The organism is Streptomyces sp. NPDC051217, assembly GCF_044455465.1.
In the GTDB taxonomy this organism is placed as follows: Bacteria; Actinomycetota; Actinomycetes; order Streptomycetales; family Streptomycetaceae; genus Streptomyces.
The window spans coordinates 851,433-866,984 of record NZ_JBITEV010000001.1 but is presented as its reverse complement, the minus strand read 5'-3'; the positions used below and the strand labels follow the sequence as shown (position 1 = coordinate 866,984).

The following is a 15,552-nucleotide window of genomic DNA, read 5'->3' as shown; positions in this document are numbered from 1 at the left end:
CCGATAGCCTCTCTGCCGTGACGGATCAGCAGCCCTCCCCCTTCGAGCGTGGCACGGACGGCCCCAAGGTGATCGTCGCCGGTGTGGACGGCTCCGAGTCGTCGCTCCGCGCGGCGTCGTACGCCGGTGGTCTCGCCCGGCGCCAGAACGCCCTGCTCGCCGTCGTGTACGTGCAGCCGCTGCTGCCGTCGGGCGCCGCCCTCGGGGCCCCGGTCGCCGATACGACCGAGGAGATCGCCCAGAGTCTCGCGGCGGAGATCCGTGCCAACGCGGAGCGGGTCAAGGACATATGGAACGTCCGCTGGGAGTTCCACACGCTGCGCGGTGACCCCTACAACGGGCTGGTCACCGCGGCCGACGACCTGAGGGCGGACGCCGTGGTGGTGGGGGCGTCGGAGTCGGCGGGGCACCGGTTCATCGGCTCGGTGGCGGTGCGGCTGGTCAAGGCGGGCCGCTGGCCGGTGACGGTCGTTCCGTAGGACATTCCCCGACCGTGTCGTATGCCGTTCCTCAAGGCGTCCCGCAGGCCGTTCATCCGCGGCGTCGAGTGTCGGGCCGGGTGTTCAACGGCCCATCGTGAGGCCGTCCTCGGCGGCGCCGCGCCTGAGGACCGCCGCCTCGATCGCGGCCCGTGCGGCCCGGTAGTCGTCGCCGGCCGGGTCGTCGTCCCGCACCTGCGTCAGATCGACCACGCGTCCGACGTTGTTGTCCATGGTCTGCGGGATGAACTCCGCCTTCGTCACCGGCCAGCGCTCCCCCTTGGCCGCGGGCGGCGCGAAGGTGAACCGGCCGATCGAGCCCTGGGTGCCGCGCGGGTCGAACTGTCCGGCGTTGTTGGTCATCTCGCCGGCGATCTGGTCGCCCATGCCGTAGATGATCCAGGTGCCGTTGACCTTCTCGTACGCCTGCGGGACATGGACGTGCGTCCCGATGATCAGGTCGATGTCGGGGCGGCCGTCGGTCGCGGACGCGGTGAGCCGCCGGCCGAGGTTCAACTGCCTCTCGTCGGGCGCCTCCTGCCACTCCGTGCCCCAGTGCATGCTCACCACGACGACGTCGGCGCCCGCCGCGCGTGCGGCGCGCGCGTCGGCGACGATCTTCTCCTCGTCGATGATGTCGACGGCCCAGGGCTGTCCGGCGGGCAGCGGGTTGCCGTTGGTGTCGTAGGTGTAGGCCAGTTGGGCGATCTTCGCGCCGCCCGCGTCGAGCAGCGCGGGCCGGGTGTCCTCCTCGGCCGAGCGGGCCGAGCCGACGTGTCGGACCCCGGCCTTGTCGAGTGCGCCGAGTGTGCGGGTGATGCCGTCGGCGCCGGCGTCCAGGGTGTGGTTGGAGGCGGTGGAGCAGGAGTCGTAGCCGGTCGCCCTGAGCGCGGTGGCGATCTCCGGCGGCGACTTGAACGACGGGTAGCCGGTGAAGGGTCCGCCGTCGGGGCCGTACACCGTCTCCATGTGACAGATCGCCACGTCGGCGGCGGAGACGACGGATTTCACCCCGGCGAGCATCGGGACGAAGTCGTGCCCGGTACCGCCCGCGTCGACGTTGGCCCGGCTGATGACGGAGTCGTGCGGCAGGACGTCCCCGGAGGCGACGAGCGTGAATCCGCCCCCCGGGCCCGCGCCGCCGCCCGCCGAGGAACCAAGCCCGTTGCCGCTCCTGACGGGCCGGTCGGAGGCATTGCCGGGGGCGCCGGGCCCGGCGCATCCTGCGGTCGTACCGAGCAGCAGGGCCGCGGCGGCCACCGCTCCGTGTCGCATGCGCGTCGTCATCGGTCAGGCTCCTTCATTGATGAGGAAGGCGACCAAACGGTCAACGCATACATATCGTCATATTAATATGATTAATGCCTGAGAACTGGCGAAGCACCCGAAAGGGACGAAGCGGATCGGCCGAACCGTTCACCGCACCATTCGCCGCGCGGAGCGACCGCTCGTCGCAGACCCTTGCGAGCCGTCTGTCCCCGGACGTACCGGATGCGTTCCGATACGCCAACGGCAACGACGCCGCACACCCGGACCTCCGCGAGAAGGGACGTTCACGATGACCACCGCCACGGCCACGGCGACGACCGACGAGCGGGCGCTGGCGGAGTTGCAGCGCGAGCACGGCGCCGCGCTGCTCCACTTCCTGCTCGGTCTTACCTACGGCGATCGGCAGCGCGCCGAGGATCTGCTCCAGGAGACGCTGGTCCGCGCCTGGCAGCACCCCGAGGCGTTCGAGGGCCCCTACGAGTCCATGCGGCCCTGGCTCTTCACCGTGGGCCGCCGACTGGCGATAGACGCCCGCCGCTCACGTCTGGCCCGCCCGACCGAAGTCAGCGACGGCGTCCTCGAAGCCACCCCGGAACCCGGCGATCCCACGGAGCGGTCGGTCGCCGCGCTCGACGTACGGCAGGCGGTGAGGTCGCTGAGCCCGGAGCACCGCGCCGTACTCGCGCAGATCTACTTCAAGGGGCTGAGTGTCGTCGAGGCGGCGCAGGTACTTGGCATACCGGCCGGTACCGTCAAGTCCCGCTCCTACTACGCGCTGCGTGCCCTCGGCCGCTCGCTGCCGGGCTACCACAGGTCCTCCTCGTCGAAGAGTGCGAGGAGCGCCGCGCCATCGGCCACCTCCGCATAGTCGGCGGCGCACCTGGGACAACCGTCCAGGTGCTCGGCGATCCGCCGGTCCTCCTCGGGCGTGAGCCCTCCCAGCGCGTAGGCACCGAGCTGCGACCGCACATGCGGGTCACCGCCGGCCTCACTCGTCACAATCGCCTCCGGTCCGCTGTCCGATCCTGCTCTTCTGGCCACGCTGGGCACCGGCCGCCGGTTCAATGCTCGGTGAAGCAGCGTCCACGGAGAGGAAGGAAGGCGGAAAACGATGCGTCCGGAACGTCATGACGAAGGCGGTGGTGGCGGCCTGCTCGTCCCCATGGCATGGATGTACGCGGAGTACATCGCCGACGAACTGCTGCGCACCGGCGACCTGATGCCGCCCACCACACTTGAGTACCGGGCAGGTCGCGACGCCCTCGCCCTGACCATCTTCCTGTCCGACGGGCCGGTCGGCGGGGCCGGCGGGGTGGAGCGGATGGCCGAGTGGCGGACACTGACCGCGTACGGCACCGGTTGGCGTGAATGGGTATGTCACCAGCTCGACCTGCTGGAGACCCGCGCGTTCCAGGCGGAACGGACCGGGGCCGCCCACCCCGACCCGGATCTGGAGCTGGCCCTGGCCGCCTGGCGGTGGCTGGAGGAGACCGAACTGCTGGCGCCGGACCTCGACGCGGTGGGGGCGCCGGGCGGCGATCCCCGCGCGGTCGGTGACGGGACCGTGGAGCTGAACGAGGAGGAGGGGCCGCAGGTGTGGACCCCGGCGTGGCAGCTGGGACTGCCGCTGGGGCACCTGGCGATACATCTGTTCTGAGCCCGTGAACTCCTGTTCTGAGTCCGTGAACTCCTCGGGCCCGTTCAGGTGCCGTGCACGCCCGCACGGTACTTGGGGATCCGTACCGCGATCCGCATCCCCGCCCCCACCCCCGTCTCGATGACGAGCCCGTAGTCGTCCCCGTAGACCTGGCGCAGCCGCTCGTCCACGTTGAGCAGTCCGATGCCCGTGGACAGACCGCCCTCGCCGCGCAGGATCCGGCGCAGCCGCTCCGGGTCCATGCCCACCCCGTCGTCCTCGATCACGACCTCCGCCTCCGAGCCGGCGTCGAGCGCGCTGATGGTGATGTGGCTCATCGTGATCTTGCCTTCGAGACCGTGTTTGACGGCGTTCTCGACGAGCGGCTGGAGACAGAGGAACGGCATGGCGACCGGCAGTACCTCGGGCGCGACCTGGAGGGTGACCGACAGCCGGTCGCCGAAGCGGGCCCGGACGAGTGCCAAGTACTGGTCGATGGAGTGCAGTTCGTCGGCGAGGGTGGTGAAGTCCCCGTGCCTGCGGAACGAGTAGCGGGTGAAGTCGGCGAATTCCAGGAGCAGTTCACGGGCGCGCTCGGGATCGGTGCGGACGAACGAGGCGATCGCGGCGAGGGAGTTGAAGATGAAGTGCGGCGAGATCTGGGCGCGCAGGGCCTTGATCTCCGCCTCGATCAACTGGGTGCGGGAGCGGTCGAGTTCGGCGAGTTCGAGCTGTACGGAGACCCAGCGGGCGACCTCGCCCGCGGCCCGCGCGAGGACCGCGGACTCCCGTGGCGCGTAGGCGACGAGGGTGCCGAGCACACGGTGGTCGACGGTCAGCGGCGCCGCGACGCCCCAGCGCAGCGGGCAGTCCAGATCGCGGCAACCGCTCGGGAAGGCCGTGCCGCGCCCGCTGGCCAGCAGGGACCCCACATGGTCCATCACATGCTTGCCGTGATGCTCGCCGAGGCCGTCCCAGGCGAGCACCCGGTCCCGGTCGGTGAGGCAGAGGGCGTCCGTCCCCAGCAGCGAGCGCAGCCGTCGGGCGGCCTTGCCCGCGCTCTCCTCCGTGAGTCCGGCGCGCAGGGGCGGCGCGGCGAGCGACGCGGTGTGCAGGGTCTCGAAGGTGGCGTGCTCGACGGGCGTACCGACGTCGCTGGTCCGGTCGGGGCGTCCGCGTCCGGCACGGCGGCCGAGCACATAGCCCCCCGCGAGCAGCAGCGGGCCGAGCACGATCAGTACGGCGAAAGCGGCTCCGCTCATCGGGGGCCGCCCCGGACACCGGGCATCAGGGCCTCCGGCAGATGGAAGCGGGTCATGGCGGCCTTGGTCCCCGGTGGTATCCGCGACCGGGTGGCCAGCGACACCAGGATCATCGCGAGAAACCCGACGGGAACGGACCAGACGGCGGGCCAGGCCAGCAGGGCGTGCGGCCAGCCCGACCGTACGGCGCCGCTGACCGTGATCACGATGGCCACCAGCGCCGATCCGCCGCCGAGCAGCAGCCCCGCGATCGCGCCGGGCGGGGTGAGCCGCCGCCACCAGATGCCGAGCACCAGCAGCGGGCAGAACGACGACGCGGAGACGGCGAAGGCCATCACGACGGCGTCCGCCACCGGCATACCGCTCACCAGCAGCGAGCCGCCGAGCGGTACGAGGATGGCGAGCAGCGTCGCCAGCCGGAAATGCCGTACGCCGCGCGAGGGCAGCACGTCCTGGGTGAGCACCCCGGCGACGGCCATGGTCAGCCCGGACGCGGTGGACAGGAACGCGGCGAAGGCGCCGCCCGCGACGAGCGCGCCGAGCAGATCGCCCGCCGTGCCGCCGATCACCAGGTCGGGCAGCAGCAGGACGGCGGCGTCGGCATCCGTACCGAGGTCGAGCGCCGGCGCGTACAGCCGCCCGAGGGCGCCGTACACCGGCGGCAGCAGATAGAAGCCGCCGATCAGGGCGAGCACACCCACGGTGGTCCGGCGGGCCGCCCGGCCGTTGGGGCTGGTGTAGAAGCGGACCACGACGTGCGGCAGTCCCATCGTGCCGAGGAAGGTGGAGACGATCAGTCCGTACGTCGCGTACATCGGGTGGTCCGCGCGGCTCGACATCTCGGTGAGGTCGAAGTCGATCGCGGGCCGTCCGTCGCCCTGCCAGGCCAGCAGCAGGAAGATCGCCGGGACGAGCAGGGCCGTGAGTTTGAGCCAGTACTGGAAAGCCTGTACGAAGGTGATGCTGCGCATGCCGCCCGCGGCGACGGCCACGACCACGACGAGGGCGACGAGGACGGCGCCGAACCAGTTGGGCGCGCCGGTCAGGATCTCCAGCGTGAGGCCCGCACCCTGGAGCTGCGGCACCAGATAGAGCCAGCCGGCGCCGACGACCAGCGCGCTGACCACGCGGCGCGCCGGGCGGGACTCCAGGCGCCCTTCGGCGAAGTCGGGGAGGGTGTACGCGCCGGAGCGCCGGAGCGGGGCGGCGACGAAGAGCAGCAGGACCAGATAGCCGGCGGTGTAGCCGACCGGGTACCAGAGCATGTCGGGGCCGTGCAGCAGGAGCAGGCCGGCGATGCCGAGGAATGAGGCGGCGGAGAGGTACTCGCCGCTGATCGCGGCGGCGTTGAGGCCGGGCCGTACCGTGCGGGAGGCCACGTAGAAGTCGGAGGTGGTGCGGGATATGCGCAGGCCGAAACCGCCGACGAGGACGGTGGCGACCACGACGACGGCGACGGCCGTCACCGTGTAGCTCTGGCTCACGGCAGCGGCCGGCCCTTCACGAGCCGGGCGAAGTCCCGCTCGTTGCGCTCGACGCGCCGCACGTACCACCAGGCGAGCAGGGTCAGCAGCGGATAGGCGGCGACACCGAGCACCACCCAGACGACCGTGGGGTCCCGCAGCGCGGCGAAGGCGAGCGGGAGCGTGCCGACGACCGTGGCCAGCAGCGCGAACGCGGTGAGCCCGGCGCGGAGTTGGCCGCGCATGAGCGAGCGGACGTAGGCGTCGCCGAGCGCGGTCTGCTCGTCGATCTCGGCCTGGGCGCGGTAGCGGGGCAGCGGGCGTACCCGGCGGGGTTCGCCGGTGACGACCTCGCGCTTGGGGGCGGACTCCGCGGTCATGGTCTCTTCTCCCCCTCCTCGTGCCTCGGTCGTCGCAGCGGTGCCAGGGCCGGAGTGTAAGCAGACCGTCAAGGCGGAGGGAACCCCGGCACACCCCTGCCCGCCCGGTGAAGAGCCTGGTCAGCGGCCGGGGAGCCGCATCAGCAGATCGCGTACGGCCCTGGCGTGCCGCCTGCTGACGGCCAGTTCCGCGTCACCGACGCGCACGCTCATGGCGCCCGCGTCCAGGCGCAGTTCGTCGATGCGGGCCACGGCGACGAGATGGCGGCGGTGGATCCGTACGAAACCGCGGGAGCGCCAGCGCTCCTCCAGGGTGGTGAGCGGGATACGGACCAGGTGGCTGCCGGTGTCGGTGTGGAGTCGGGCGTAGTCGCCCTGGGCCTCCGCGTAGACGATGTCGGCGACGGGGACGAAGCGAGTCACGCCGCCGAGCTCCACGGGGATCTGGTCGGTGGAGGTGTCGACGACGGGGCCGCGCTCCCCCACCAGTTCGGCGACGCGCCGCACGGCCTCGGCCAGCCGCTCCCTGCGCACGGGCTTGAGGACGTAGTCGACGGCCTTGAGGTCGAACGCCTGGACGGCGAAGCCCTCGTGGGCGGTGACGAAGACGATCAGCGGGGGCTGGGCGAAACCCGCCAGGAGCCTGGCGACGTCGAGACCCGTCAGCCCCGCCATGTGGATGTCGAGGAAGACGACGTCGACGGCGGCCGGGTCGTCCGGACCGGCGTCCAGCGCGGCTCCGATACGGCGCAGCGCCTCGGTCGCGCTGGTGGCGCCCTCGGCGCCGCGGATCCGTGGGTCGGCGCGCAGGAGGTACAGCAGCTCTTCGAGGGCGGGCTCTTCGTCGTCCACGGCCAGTACACGCAGCATGACGCGGAAGTTTAAGGGCTGTGGGGCGCGGTGAGGCCGGATCGGTACGTGGATAAGCGGGACGGCTTGAGTGTTTTGCCTTCGCGCCCCGTATGAGGGGGCATGCGGACCCCGGAGATCCATCGCGACGTCGGCGCCTACGCGCTCGGCGTGCTCGACGCTGCCGATGCTTTCCGTTTCGAGGACCATCTCATGGACTGCCCCCACTGCACACTGCTGTTGGGCGATTTCGGCGGGGTGCGGGGCCAGCTCGACGAGTACACGCGGCAGACGCCCCCGCGGGTGGCTCCCTTCGTGTCGGCGGGCCCCGAGCTGCTGCACCGGATGCTCGAAGGGACGGCGGCCCGGCGGCGGCTGAGCCGCAGGCGGCGGCTCGCCCTGGTCGCCGCGGCGCTGGTGCTCGCGGTGGGTGGCCCGTTCGCGATCGTCGAGACGCAGGGGGGCGACGGCTCCCCGGCGGCGCCGACCGCCGAGCGGTGGACGGCGACGGACCGCAGGACCGGGACGGCGGCCGTCGTGACGGCGGCGGAGAAGCGCTGGGGCACGGATGTCGCGCTGGAGCTGTCGAAGTCGACGGCGACCGGGGTGTGCGAGCTGGTCGCCGTGGGCCGTGACGGGTCGGAGGAGACCGTGATGACGTGGTCCGCCCGTGGGGACAGCGGAGGGCCGATGGTCACGTGGGGCGGCGCCGCGCTGCGGCCGCACGAGATCGACCGGTTCGAGGTGCGGACGGAGACCGGGCACCGGCTGATGACAGTACGGGGCGGGTGACGGCGCGGGGGCGCGGGGGCGGGGGCGGTGCGGGGCTTTACCGCGCCGGGTGACGCTACTTGAGGAAGCGTGACGTCGTGCGGTCGGCCAGCGGTTTGCCACCCGTCTGGCAGGTCGGGCAGTACTGGAGCGACGAGTCGGCGAAGGAGACCGACCTGACGGTGTCGCCGCAGACCGGACACTCCTCACCGGCCCGGCCGTGCACCCTCAGCCCGTTCTTCTTCTCCGCCTTCAGCCGGCCCGCCGCGACGCCGAGCGAGCGCTCGATCGCCGAGTTCAGTGTCGAGCGCATCGCGTCGTGCAGGACGGTGATCTCGTCGTCGGTCAGATTGTGGACCGGCTTGAAGGGCGACATCTTCGCCGCGTGAAGGATCTCGTCGCTGTACGCGTTGCCGATGCCCGCGATCAGCCGCTGGTCGCGCAGCGCGCCCTTGAGCTGCCGCCGTTCCCCCGCGAGCAGTGCGGCGAGCGCGTCCCGGTCGAAGGCGTCGTCGAGGGGGTCGGGACCGAGGCTCGCGATGGCGGGCACCTCGAAGGGGTCCCGTACGAGATGGACGGCGAGCCGCTTGGTGGTGCCCGCCTCCGTCAGGTCGAAGCCGTCACCCTCGGCCAGCACCGTCCGCAGCGCGAGCGGTCCCTTCCCGGGGCGTGGCGGGGCCGGGGGGAACTCGTCCTTCCAGCGCAGCCAGCCCGCGCGGGCCAGATGCACCGCGAGATGCAGGCCCGACTCGCCCGCCACGATGTCGAGCCACTTGCCGTGCCGCTCGATCGCGCTGACGGTGGCGCCCTCCAGGGCGGTGAGCGGTGGGTCGTAGGTCTTCAGGACATTGATGGTCAGGGGCAGGACGCGAACGATCTCCTTGCCGACCAGATGGTCGTCGAGGAACTCTCTCAGCGCTTCGACTTCGGGAACTTCCGGCATGCCCCCAGGGTGCCGCAGCGCCGGACCAAACGCCCAGTGAGCAGGGCTGGGGGCTGGAGCCGCTGGTCAGAGGCCGTAGACCGTCGTGGCCGTCCCGCCGAAGACGGCCCGCCGCTCGTTCCCGCTCAGGTCGGCGGTCAGCTTGCGGGTGACGTCCACGACCTCGCCGTAGCCTGCGGCCAGCCGGCACACCGGCCAGTCCGAGCCGAACATCAGGCGCGCGGAGCCGAACGCGTCGAGCACGGTCTCGGTGTACGGACGCAGCGTGTCGGCCGTCCAGGAGTCCCACCGGGCCTCGGTGACCATGCCGGAGAGCTTGCACACGACGTTGGGCCTCGCCGCCAGCGCGCGGATGTCGCCGGCCCAGGGATCGAGGGCGCCGGAGGCGATGGGCGGCTTGCCGAGGTGGTCGAGGACGAAGGTCAGCTGGGGCAGCAGGGCCGCGACCGCGGTCGCCGCCGGCAACTGGTGCGGCAGGACGATCAGGTCGTACGCGAGCCCGGCGGCGGCCACGGCGGCGAGCCCGTGCCGTACGTCGGGACGCAGCAGCCACTCGGGGTCGGGCTCGCCCTGGACCTGGTGCCGGATTCCCACGAGCTTGTCGCCGCCGGGCAGCGCGCGCAGCGCGGCGAGGGTGTCGGCGACGTCGGGGGCGGTGATGTCGGTCCAGCCGACGACACCGGCGATCAGCTCGTTCGCGTCGGCGAGTGCGAGGAATTCGGGGGTCTCCTCCGGGACCGTGACGGTCTGGACGAGAACGGTGGCACCGACGCCGGCCGCACGGGCCTCGGGAGCGAGGTCGGCGACGGTGAAGTTCCGCCGGATGGGTGCCATGGCGGGGCCGGTGATCCAGTCCTGGTCGCGTACGGACAGGTCCCACACGTGGTGGTGGGCGTCCACGACGGGCGCCGAGGTGGTCGGCTGCCGGGGTGTCTGCTCGTTCGGCGCTCCGCTCATCGGGCGTCGCCCTCCAGCAGACCCTCGGCGCGCAGCTCGTCCCAGAGCGCGCCGGGAACCGTACGGCCGTACATGTCCGCCGCGTCCTGCACCTCGCCCGCCGACCGGGTCCCGACGAGGACACTCGCGACCGCCGGATGACTCAGCGGGTAGGCGATGGCGGCGGCGCGCAGCGGGACGCCGTGCCGCTCGGCGACGGACTTGATACGCAGGGCGCGCTCCAGGAGCGCGGGCGGGGCGGCCGCGTAGTCGTAGGTCGCGCCGGGGCGTGGGTCGGCGAGCAGCCCGGAGTTGAAGACACCACCGACGATCACGCTCCGGCCGCGCTCGGCGGCCTCGGGCAGCAGTTCGGCGAGGGCGGACTGGTCGAGGAGCGTGTAGCGGCCGGCGCACAGGACGACGTCGACGTCCGTGTCCCGCAGGAACCGTGTGAGCACGGCGGTCTGGTTCATCCCGGCACCGATCGCACCTACGACGCCCTCGGCGCGCAGCCGCTCCAGCGCGGGGTACGCCTGTCCGAATGCCTCGGCGACGTGGTCGTCCGGGTCGTGCAGATAGACCGTATCGATCCGGTCGGTGCCCAGACGCTCCAGACTGTCGTCGATGCTCCGCCGTACGCCGTCGGCGCTGAAGTCCCAGACGCGGCGGTGCGTGGCTCGCACGGCGAAGCCGTTGTCCTGATCGTCGCCGTCCGCGAACGGCAGGGGCTCCAGCAGCCGGCCCACCTTGGTCGACAGCGTGTACTCGGCACGGGGCCGGGACCGCAGCGCCTCGCCGAGACGCCGTTCGGCGAGACCGAGGCCGTAGTGCGGAGCGGTGTCGAAGTACCGGATGCCCGCGTCCCAGGCGGCATCGACCGCCGCGGCGGCCTGGTCGGGTTCGACGGGGGTGTAGAGATTGCCGATCCCGGCTGATCCGAAGGAGAGCTCGGATACGCCGACCTCGCCGCGTCCGAGCGTGTTCTGCCGCATTGCGCTGTGCCTCCCGAAGTTGACACCGAGAATATTCATCGGATGACTGGGGCGGCGTCAACAGTCTGGGGCCGGCGAAGTCCACGGCTTGGCTTCCGCCGGTGCGGCGGTTGGGGGACCACCGGGCGGTGTTTGCGTGGGCGGATTTGTCCGACCTATCGGGCGAGTTCGGCTACCGCGGGCTCGGCGATGAGCGCGAGCTGGGTGGGGGCGGGGGGTTCGGCGGCCGCCGCGGGTGGGGCGGGCCGCGCGGGGTCCCCCGCCGGCCCGGCGTGCGCCACAGGCGCGGTGGGCGCCGCCAGTTCGCTCGGCGCCGGTGCGGCAGGAGCCTCCGGTCCGACGCGCGCCGCAGGCTCGACGGCCACGGCCGATCGGACGGACCGTCCGACAGACGCCATGGGATCGGTGGCCAACGTCGCTTCGGCGGGCCGCTCGTCATGCACCGAAGGCACGGGAGGTGCCGCCAGCTCGGCCGCGGCCGCAGGCTCGACGGCCACGGCCGATCGGACGGACCGTCCGACAGACGCCACATCGGGGGCCAACGCCCGTGCGGCGGGCCGCTCCTCGTGTGCCGCAGGCGCAACGATCACCGCCGGCTCGGCGGGGGCCGCCGGCTCGCTCGGCGCCGGTGACGCCTTGGCAGGAGCCACCGGTTCGGCGGGCCGTTCGGCGCGAGCCGCGAGGTCGGAGGCCCTCGTCGGTTCGGCGCGAGCCGCAGGCGCGGTCCGACGGTGCGGATCGCTCCGCCGTCTTCCGGCCGGCCGCTTGACGCGCGCCGCGGGCCCGGCCCCGGGCGCCGGTTCGGCGCGGGTCGCGGTGTCGACGATCAGGTCCGGTTCAGTGCGCGCCGCGGGCGCGGTGGGCGCCGTCGTGTGGAGCAGGTCGTTCAGCTCCTCGTTCATGTTCTTCGCCAGGCCGTCGAGGTCCGGTACCTCCTTGCCGTCGGCCACCAGGCCGACGTGGACCCGGCCGCCGTAAGTTGTCAGGCCCACGGCCAGGGACTGGCCGCGGGCCAGCGGTGCCATCGGGTAGATCTCGCGCAGCGGGCAGTCGCCGAACGAGAGCGTCGCGCGTGGCAGTGGCACGCTCGTCACCAGCACGTCGAAGAGGATCCGGGCCGCGCTGGACGCGATTGGTGCGCCGATCCGGTGCGCCAGGGGGTGCAGTTGGCCGGCGATCACGGCCAGCGCTCCCGCGCCGCGCGAGGGGCCGTCCTTCTTGTTGCGGTCCATGACCCGCCGCACGGCCGTCAGCCGGGCCCGTGGGTCCGGCTCGGAGACGGGCAGGCCGACGAGGTACGCCGAGAGCACGTTGCCCGAACCGGAGCCGCCGCCCGCGCCGGAGCCGTGCCGGGCCCGGCTCGGCCGCCGCCCCGAGACCGGCACCAGGGCGCGCGGGTCGGAGGCGCCGTCCGGCAGCCGTTCGCCCCGTTCCAGCATCCAGCGCCGCAGCGCGCCCGCGACGGTGGCGAGCAGGACGTCGTTGACCGTGCCGCCGTGCTCCTTGCGCACCTGTCGTACGTCCTCCAGCGCGAGTACGGCGGTGGCCAGCCGCCGGGTGCCGCTGGAGCCCGCGGTGAGGGCGGGCGTGCCGCGCAGGTCGAGCCGGCTGGCGCGGACGACCGACGCGCCGATCCCGAGCGCCCTGCCCAGCTCGCCGATCCGGTCCCGCGCCATGTCGGCCACCTGCCAGGGGCCGGGCAGCCAGGACCGGGGCGGCGCGGGCCGCGCCCGGCGGGCGCCGGCGGCGCGCGCGTCGGCGATCTGGTCGAAGATCCCGGCGCCGATGGCCACCGCGCGCATGCCGTCCGCGAGCGCGTGGTGCAGCTTCACCAGTACGGCGAAGGGCCGCCGCCCGCCCGACGTGTCGTCGTCCGGCGCGGGGCCGCCCGTCAGGAGGTACATCTCCCAGGGCGGGATGCCACGTTCCAGCGGCCGTTCCATCAGCTCCCCGGCCAGCCGCGCGGTCTCCTCGGCGAAGTCTCCGGGGGGCAGTTCCAGGTGTCTGACGTGTCTGCGTACGTCGAACTCCTTGTCCACGCTCCAGGCCGCGCCGCCCACGGGCAGCAGCACGTCCCGTACCCGCATCCGGAGCCGGGGGACGGCCGCCGCACGGGTGGCGAGCAGTTCCAGCAGCGCCTCGTCGCCGGGACGGCTCCGCGCGCCGGCCGCCGGAGGGCGGTCCGGGTCCGGCTCGAAGACGGCGAGCGCGCCAAGGTGCATCGGATGGTCCGGGGATTCGAGATGCCAGAAGGCCAGATCGAGAGGTGCCAGCAGCTCGGTGGTCAAAGGGTCCTCATGTCTTGGGGAGGGGCGGAGACGGCAGGTCAATCGCCAACGGTCGGTTACGGTCAAGCACCAGACAGATACGTTCAGTTAGCATCACTGTAGTACCCCGTGCCCTTCACGGCCCTTCAGCCGTACCGCTCCGCGAGAGAGTCGGCGGAGTCGTCCGGCTCCGCCCGGGACGAGATGACGAACTCGGCCCAGACGCACTTGCCGCTGCCGCGGGACTCCACACCCCACTCGTCGCTCAGGACGTCCACCAGGACCAGACCGCGCCCCGAGACCCCCGTCTCCCCCGCGTCCCTGATCCGCGGCAGCGCGCTCGACCGGTCCTCGACCTCAAGCCGCAGCCGCCGCTCCGCCCCCGACAGCACCCGGACGGTCACGATCGCGTCGCCGTCGGTGTGGGTCAGAGCGTTCGTCATCAGCTCGTCGGCCACCAGCTCGATGTCGTCCGAGCGGTCCTGCGCGCCCCAGGCCCGTACGGCCGCGCGGACCATGTGGCGGGCCGACGACAGGGCCTCGAATTCGTTCTGTCCGACATGCTGCTGGAGCCTGCCGCCGGTCCTGCCCGCGTACGCGCCCCGCCTGCGCATCAGCAGGACGGCTACGTCGTCCTCGCCGCCCCACTCGTCCACCGCCGCGCAGAGCAGGTCGGCCAGCTCCTGAGGGTCGCGCGGACCGTCCGCGATCATTCCTGACAGTTTCTGCATGCCTTCGTCGAGATCGGAGCCGGGCATCTCCACCAGCCCGTCGGTGTAGAGGACCAGCATCTGGCCGGGATCCAGCTCGACGGTGTTCACGGGGTAGTCGAGCCGGCCGAACTCCGCCGAGAGCCCGAGCGGCAGTCCGCCCTCCGCGGGCAGCCGGCGGCAACTTCCGTCGGTGTCCCGGATCATCGGGTCGACATGGCCGGCCCGCACCAACCGGATGACGCCCGTGGCCAGGTCCGCCTCCGCGTAGATGCAGGTCGCGAAGCGGTCGGTGTCGAGTTCGTGCAGGAAGACCGAGGCCCTCGCCATCACGGTCGCCGGGGTGTGGCCCTCGGCCGCGTACGCCCGCAGCACGATCCGCAGCTGTCCCATCACCACCGCGGCGTCGGTGTCATGACCCTGTACGTCCCCGATGACGGCGCCGACCCGGCCGCCCGGCAGCGGGATGACGTCGTACCAGTCACCGCCGATGTCCGTGCCGAGCCGGGCCGAGCGATACCGGACGGCGATCTCCGCGCCCGCCACGGCCGGGATCCTGCGCGGCAGCATCGCCTGCTGGAGCCCCTCGGCGAGATCGTGCTCCTGCTCGAAGAGGACGGCGCGCTGGAGGCTCTGCGCGATGCCGCTGACGAGGGCGACCAGCAGGTTGCGGTCCTCGGTGGTGAAGCCGATCTTGTCGCGGTAGATCAGCCCGATGGCCCCGATGGGGCGGCCCTGCGCGATCAGCGGCAGATACGCCGCCGAGGTGATGCCGAGATGGCTGATGTGCGGCCAGAGGCCCGGGTAGGAGGCGGCGAAGTCCTCGGCGGACTCGATGAAGCGCGGGGTGAGCGTGCGGATCACCTCGCTCATCGGGTACTCCTCGTCCACCCGTGTGACGCGCGTCCCCGGCACGAAGGAGCCCGCCGGGCCCTCGGCGACCAGATGGATACGGCCCGAGTCGAGGAGGCCCATCACCATGCTGGAGGCGCCGAGGTGTTCGAGGCCGTCGGACTCCTTCAGCGCGTCGATGACATCCTGGACCGTTCTGGCGTGGGCGAGGGCGGCCGTCGCACCCTCGACGACGCTGGTCCGCCGTCGGCCCTCCTCGTCGAGTTCGAGCCGTGCCATCGAGTCGGCGAGTTCCTGCGTGGCGTCGCGGACGATGCCGATGAGACGGCTGGGACGGCCGGCCCGGTCACGGTGGACGGAGCCCTGCGAGTGGGTCCAGCGCAGGGTGCCGTTACGGCGCCGGACCCGGAAGTAGGCGCCGTAACCCTCGCTGCCATTGCTGAGCGCTTCCCCGATGACGGCGTTGAGCCGGGTGCGCTCGCCGGACGGCAGGCGCTCCAGGATCTTGTCCGGGGTGCCGTCGTATTCGTCCGCGCGCAGATCGAGGATCTCCAGCGCCACCCGGTCCAGGTGGAGCAGTCCGCTGTCGAGGTCCCAGTCGAAGCAGCCCATGCCGTTGAGGGACAGGCTCAGTTCCGGCTTCGCGGGCCAGTCGTCGGGCAGCGACGGGGGCCCCGCTTCCCGATCGACCATGGGGTCACTCTGTCATTATTTGTCGGATATCTCGACCGGTCGGCAGGCCA

At 72.2% G+C, this 15,552-nt stretch carries 14 protein-coding genes and 1 pseudogene; 4 read left to right on the top strand and 11 right to left on the bottom strand.

Annotated elements, in window-relative coordinates:
* Positions 1–17 precede the first annotated feature (17 nt).
* A complete protein-coding gene (locus ACIBBB_RS03955; protein WP_398978376.1) occupies positions 18–479 on the top strand; it encodes a universal stress protein in 462 nt (153 codons plus the stop codon).
* 84 nt (positions 480–563) lie between these two features.
* On the opposite strand, the gene ACIBBB_RS03950 is transcribed toward ACIBBB_RS03955, so the two are convergent.
* Positions 564–1,766, bottom strand: coding sequence for a CapA family protein (locus ACIBBB_RS03950; RefSeq protein WP_398978374.1), 1,203 nt, complete (start codon positions 1,764–1,766; stop codon positions 564–566).
* A 271-nt stretch (positions 1,767–2,037) separates the two neighbouring features.
* Between ACIBBB_RS03950 and ACIBBB_RS03945 the strand changes: the two genes are divergently transcribed.
* Positions 2,038–2,616: a sigma-70 family RNA polymerase sigma factor gene (locus ACIBBB_RS03945; protein ID WP_398978372.1), complete on the top strand. Its 579-nt coding sequence runs from the start codon at positions 2,038–2,040 to the stop codon at positions 2,614–2,616.
* Here the strand turns inward: ACIBBB_RS03945 and ACIBBB_RS03940 are convergent.
* Positions 2,553–2,717 carry a zf-HC2 domain-containing protein gene (locus ACIBBB_RS03940; RefSeq protein WP_398978830.1) on the bottom strand — a complete coding sequence of 55 codons (165 nt, stop codon included), beginning with the start codon at positions 2,715–2,717 and terminating at the stop codon, positions 2,553–2,555. The two genes, ACIBBB_RS03945 and ACIBBB_RS03940, sit on opposite strands and share 64 nt — an antisense overlap.
* Before the next feature lie 142 nt (positions 2,718–2,859).
* On the opposite strand from ACIBBB_RS03940, the gene ACIBBB_RS03935 reads away from it, so the two are divergent.
* Positions 2,860–3,405 carry a hypothetical protein gene (locus tag ACIBBB_RS03935; protein WP_398978370.1) on the top strand — a complete coding sequence of 182 codons (546 nt, stop codon included), beginning with the start codon at positions 2,860–2,862 and terminating at the stop codon, positions 3,403–3,405.
* A gap of 44 nt (positions 3,406–3,449) precedes the next feature.
* On the opposite strand, the gene ACIBBB_RS03930 is transcribed toward ACIBBB_RS03935, so the two are convergent.
* The 4 genes from ACIBBB_RS03930 to ACIBBB_RS03915 all read right to left on the bottom strand — a co-directional run bounded on the left by ACIBBB_RS03930 (position 3,450) and on the right by ACIBBB_RS03915 (position 7,359).
* Positions 3,450–4,646, bottom strand: a complete 1,197-nt coding sequence (locus tag ACIBBB_RS03930; protein ID WP_398978368.1) for a sensor histidine kinase — start codon at positions 4,644–4,646, stop codon at positions 3,450–3,452.
* Positions 4,643–6,130 (bottom strand): cation acetate symporter, encoded by a 1,488-nt coding sequence (locus ACIBBB_RS03925; RefSeq protein ID WP_398978366.1) that lies wholly within the window; start codon positions 6,128–6,130, stop codon positions 4,643–4,645. The genes ACIBBB_RS03930 and ACIBBB_RS03925 overlap by 4 nt, the downstream gene beginning before the upstream one ends.
* A complete protein-coding gene (locus tag ACIBBB_RS03920; protein WP_398978365.1) occupies positions 6,127–6,489 on the bottom strand; it encodes a hypothetical protein in 363 nt (120 codons plus the stop codon). The genes ACIBBB_RS03925 and ACIBBB_RS03920 overlap by 4 nt, the downstream gene beginning before the upstream one ends.
* 120 nt (positions 6,490–6,609) lie before the next feature.
* A complete protein-coding gene (locus ACIBBB_RS03915; protein ID WP_398978364.1) occupies positions 6,610–7,359 on the bottom strand; it encodes a LytR/AlgR family response regulator transcription factor in 750 nt (249 codons plus the stop codon).
* A gap of 102 nt (positions 7,360–7,461) precedes the next feature.
* Between ACIBBB_RS03915 and ACIBBB_RS03910 the strand changes: the two genes are divergently transcribed.
* The gene (locus ACIBBB_RS03910; RefSeq protein ID WP_398978363.1) at positions 7,462–8,130 is read left to right on the top strand and encodes a zf-HC2 domain-containing protein; all 669 of its coding nucleotides are present in this window, start codon (positions 7,462–7,464) and stop codon (positions 8,128–8,130) included.
* Between the two features lie 55 nt (positions 8,131–8,185).
* Here ACIBBB_RS03910 and ACIBBB_RS03905 read toward each other — a convergent pair whose 3' ends face one another.
* From ACIBBB_RS03905 to ACIBBB_RS03885, 5 genes and pseudogenes are all read right to left on the bottom strand, one after another.
* On the bottom strand, positions 8,186–9,052 hold the full coding sequence (locus ACIBBB_RS03905; protein WP_398978361.1) for an Fpg/Nei family DNA glycosylase: 867 nt from the start codon (positions 9,050–9,052) through the stop codon (positions 8,186–8,188).
* A 66-nt stretch (positions 9,053–9,118) separates the two neighbouring features.
* On the bottom strand, positions 9,119–10,009 hold the full coding sequence (locus ACIBBB_RS03900; protein WP_398978359.1) for an amidohydrolase family protein: 891 nt from the start codon (positions 10,007–10,009) through the stop codon (positions 9,119–9,121).
* Positions 10,006–10,980: an aldo/keto reductase gene (locus ACIBBB_RS03895; RefSeq protein WP_398978357.1), complete on the bottom strand. Its 975-nt coding sequence runs from the start codon at positions 10,978–10,980 to the stop codon at positions 10,006–10,008. Before ACIBBB_RS03895 ends, ACIBBB_RS03900 begins: the two co-directional genes overlap by 4 nt.
* Positions 10,981–11,855: 875 nt before the next feature.
* Positions 11,856–13,268: pseudogene (locus ACIBBB_RS03890) on the bottom strand (wax ester/triacylglycerol synthase family O-acyltransferase); the annotation flags it as partial.
* A gap of 125 nt (positions 13,269–13,393) precedes the next feature.
* The gene (locus ACIBBB_RS03885; RefSeq protein WP_398978355.1) at positions 13,394–15,502 is read right to left on the bottom strand and encodes a SpoIIE family protein phosphatase; all 2,109 of its coding nucleotides are present in this window, start codon (positions 15,500–15,502) and stop codon (positions 13,394–13,396) included.
* Between the last annotated feature and the right edge of the window lie 50 nt (positions 15,503–15,552).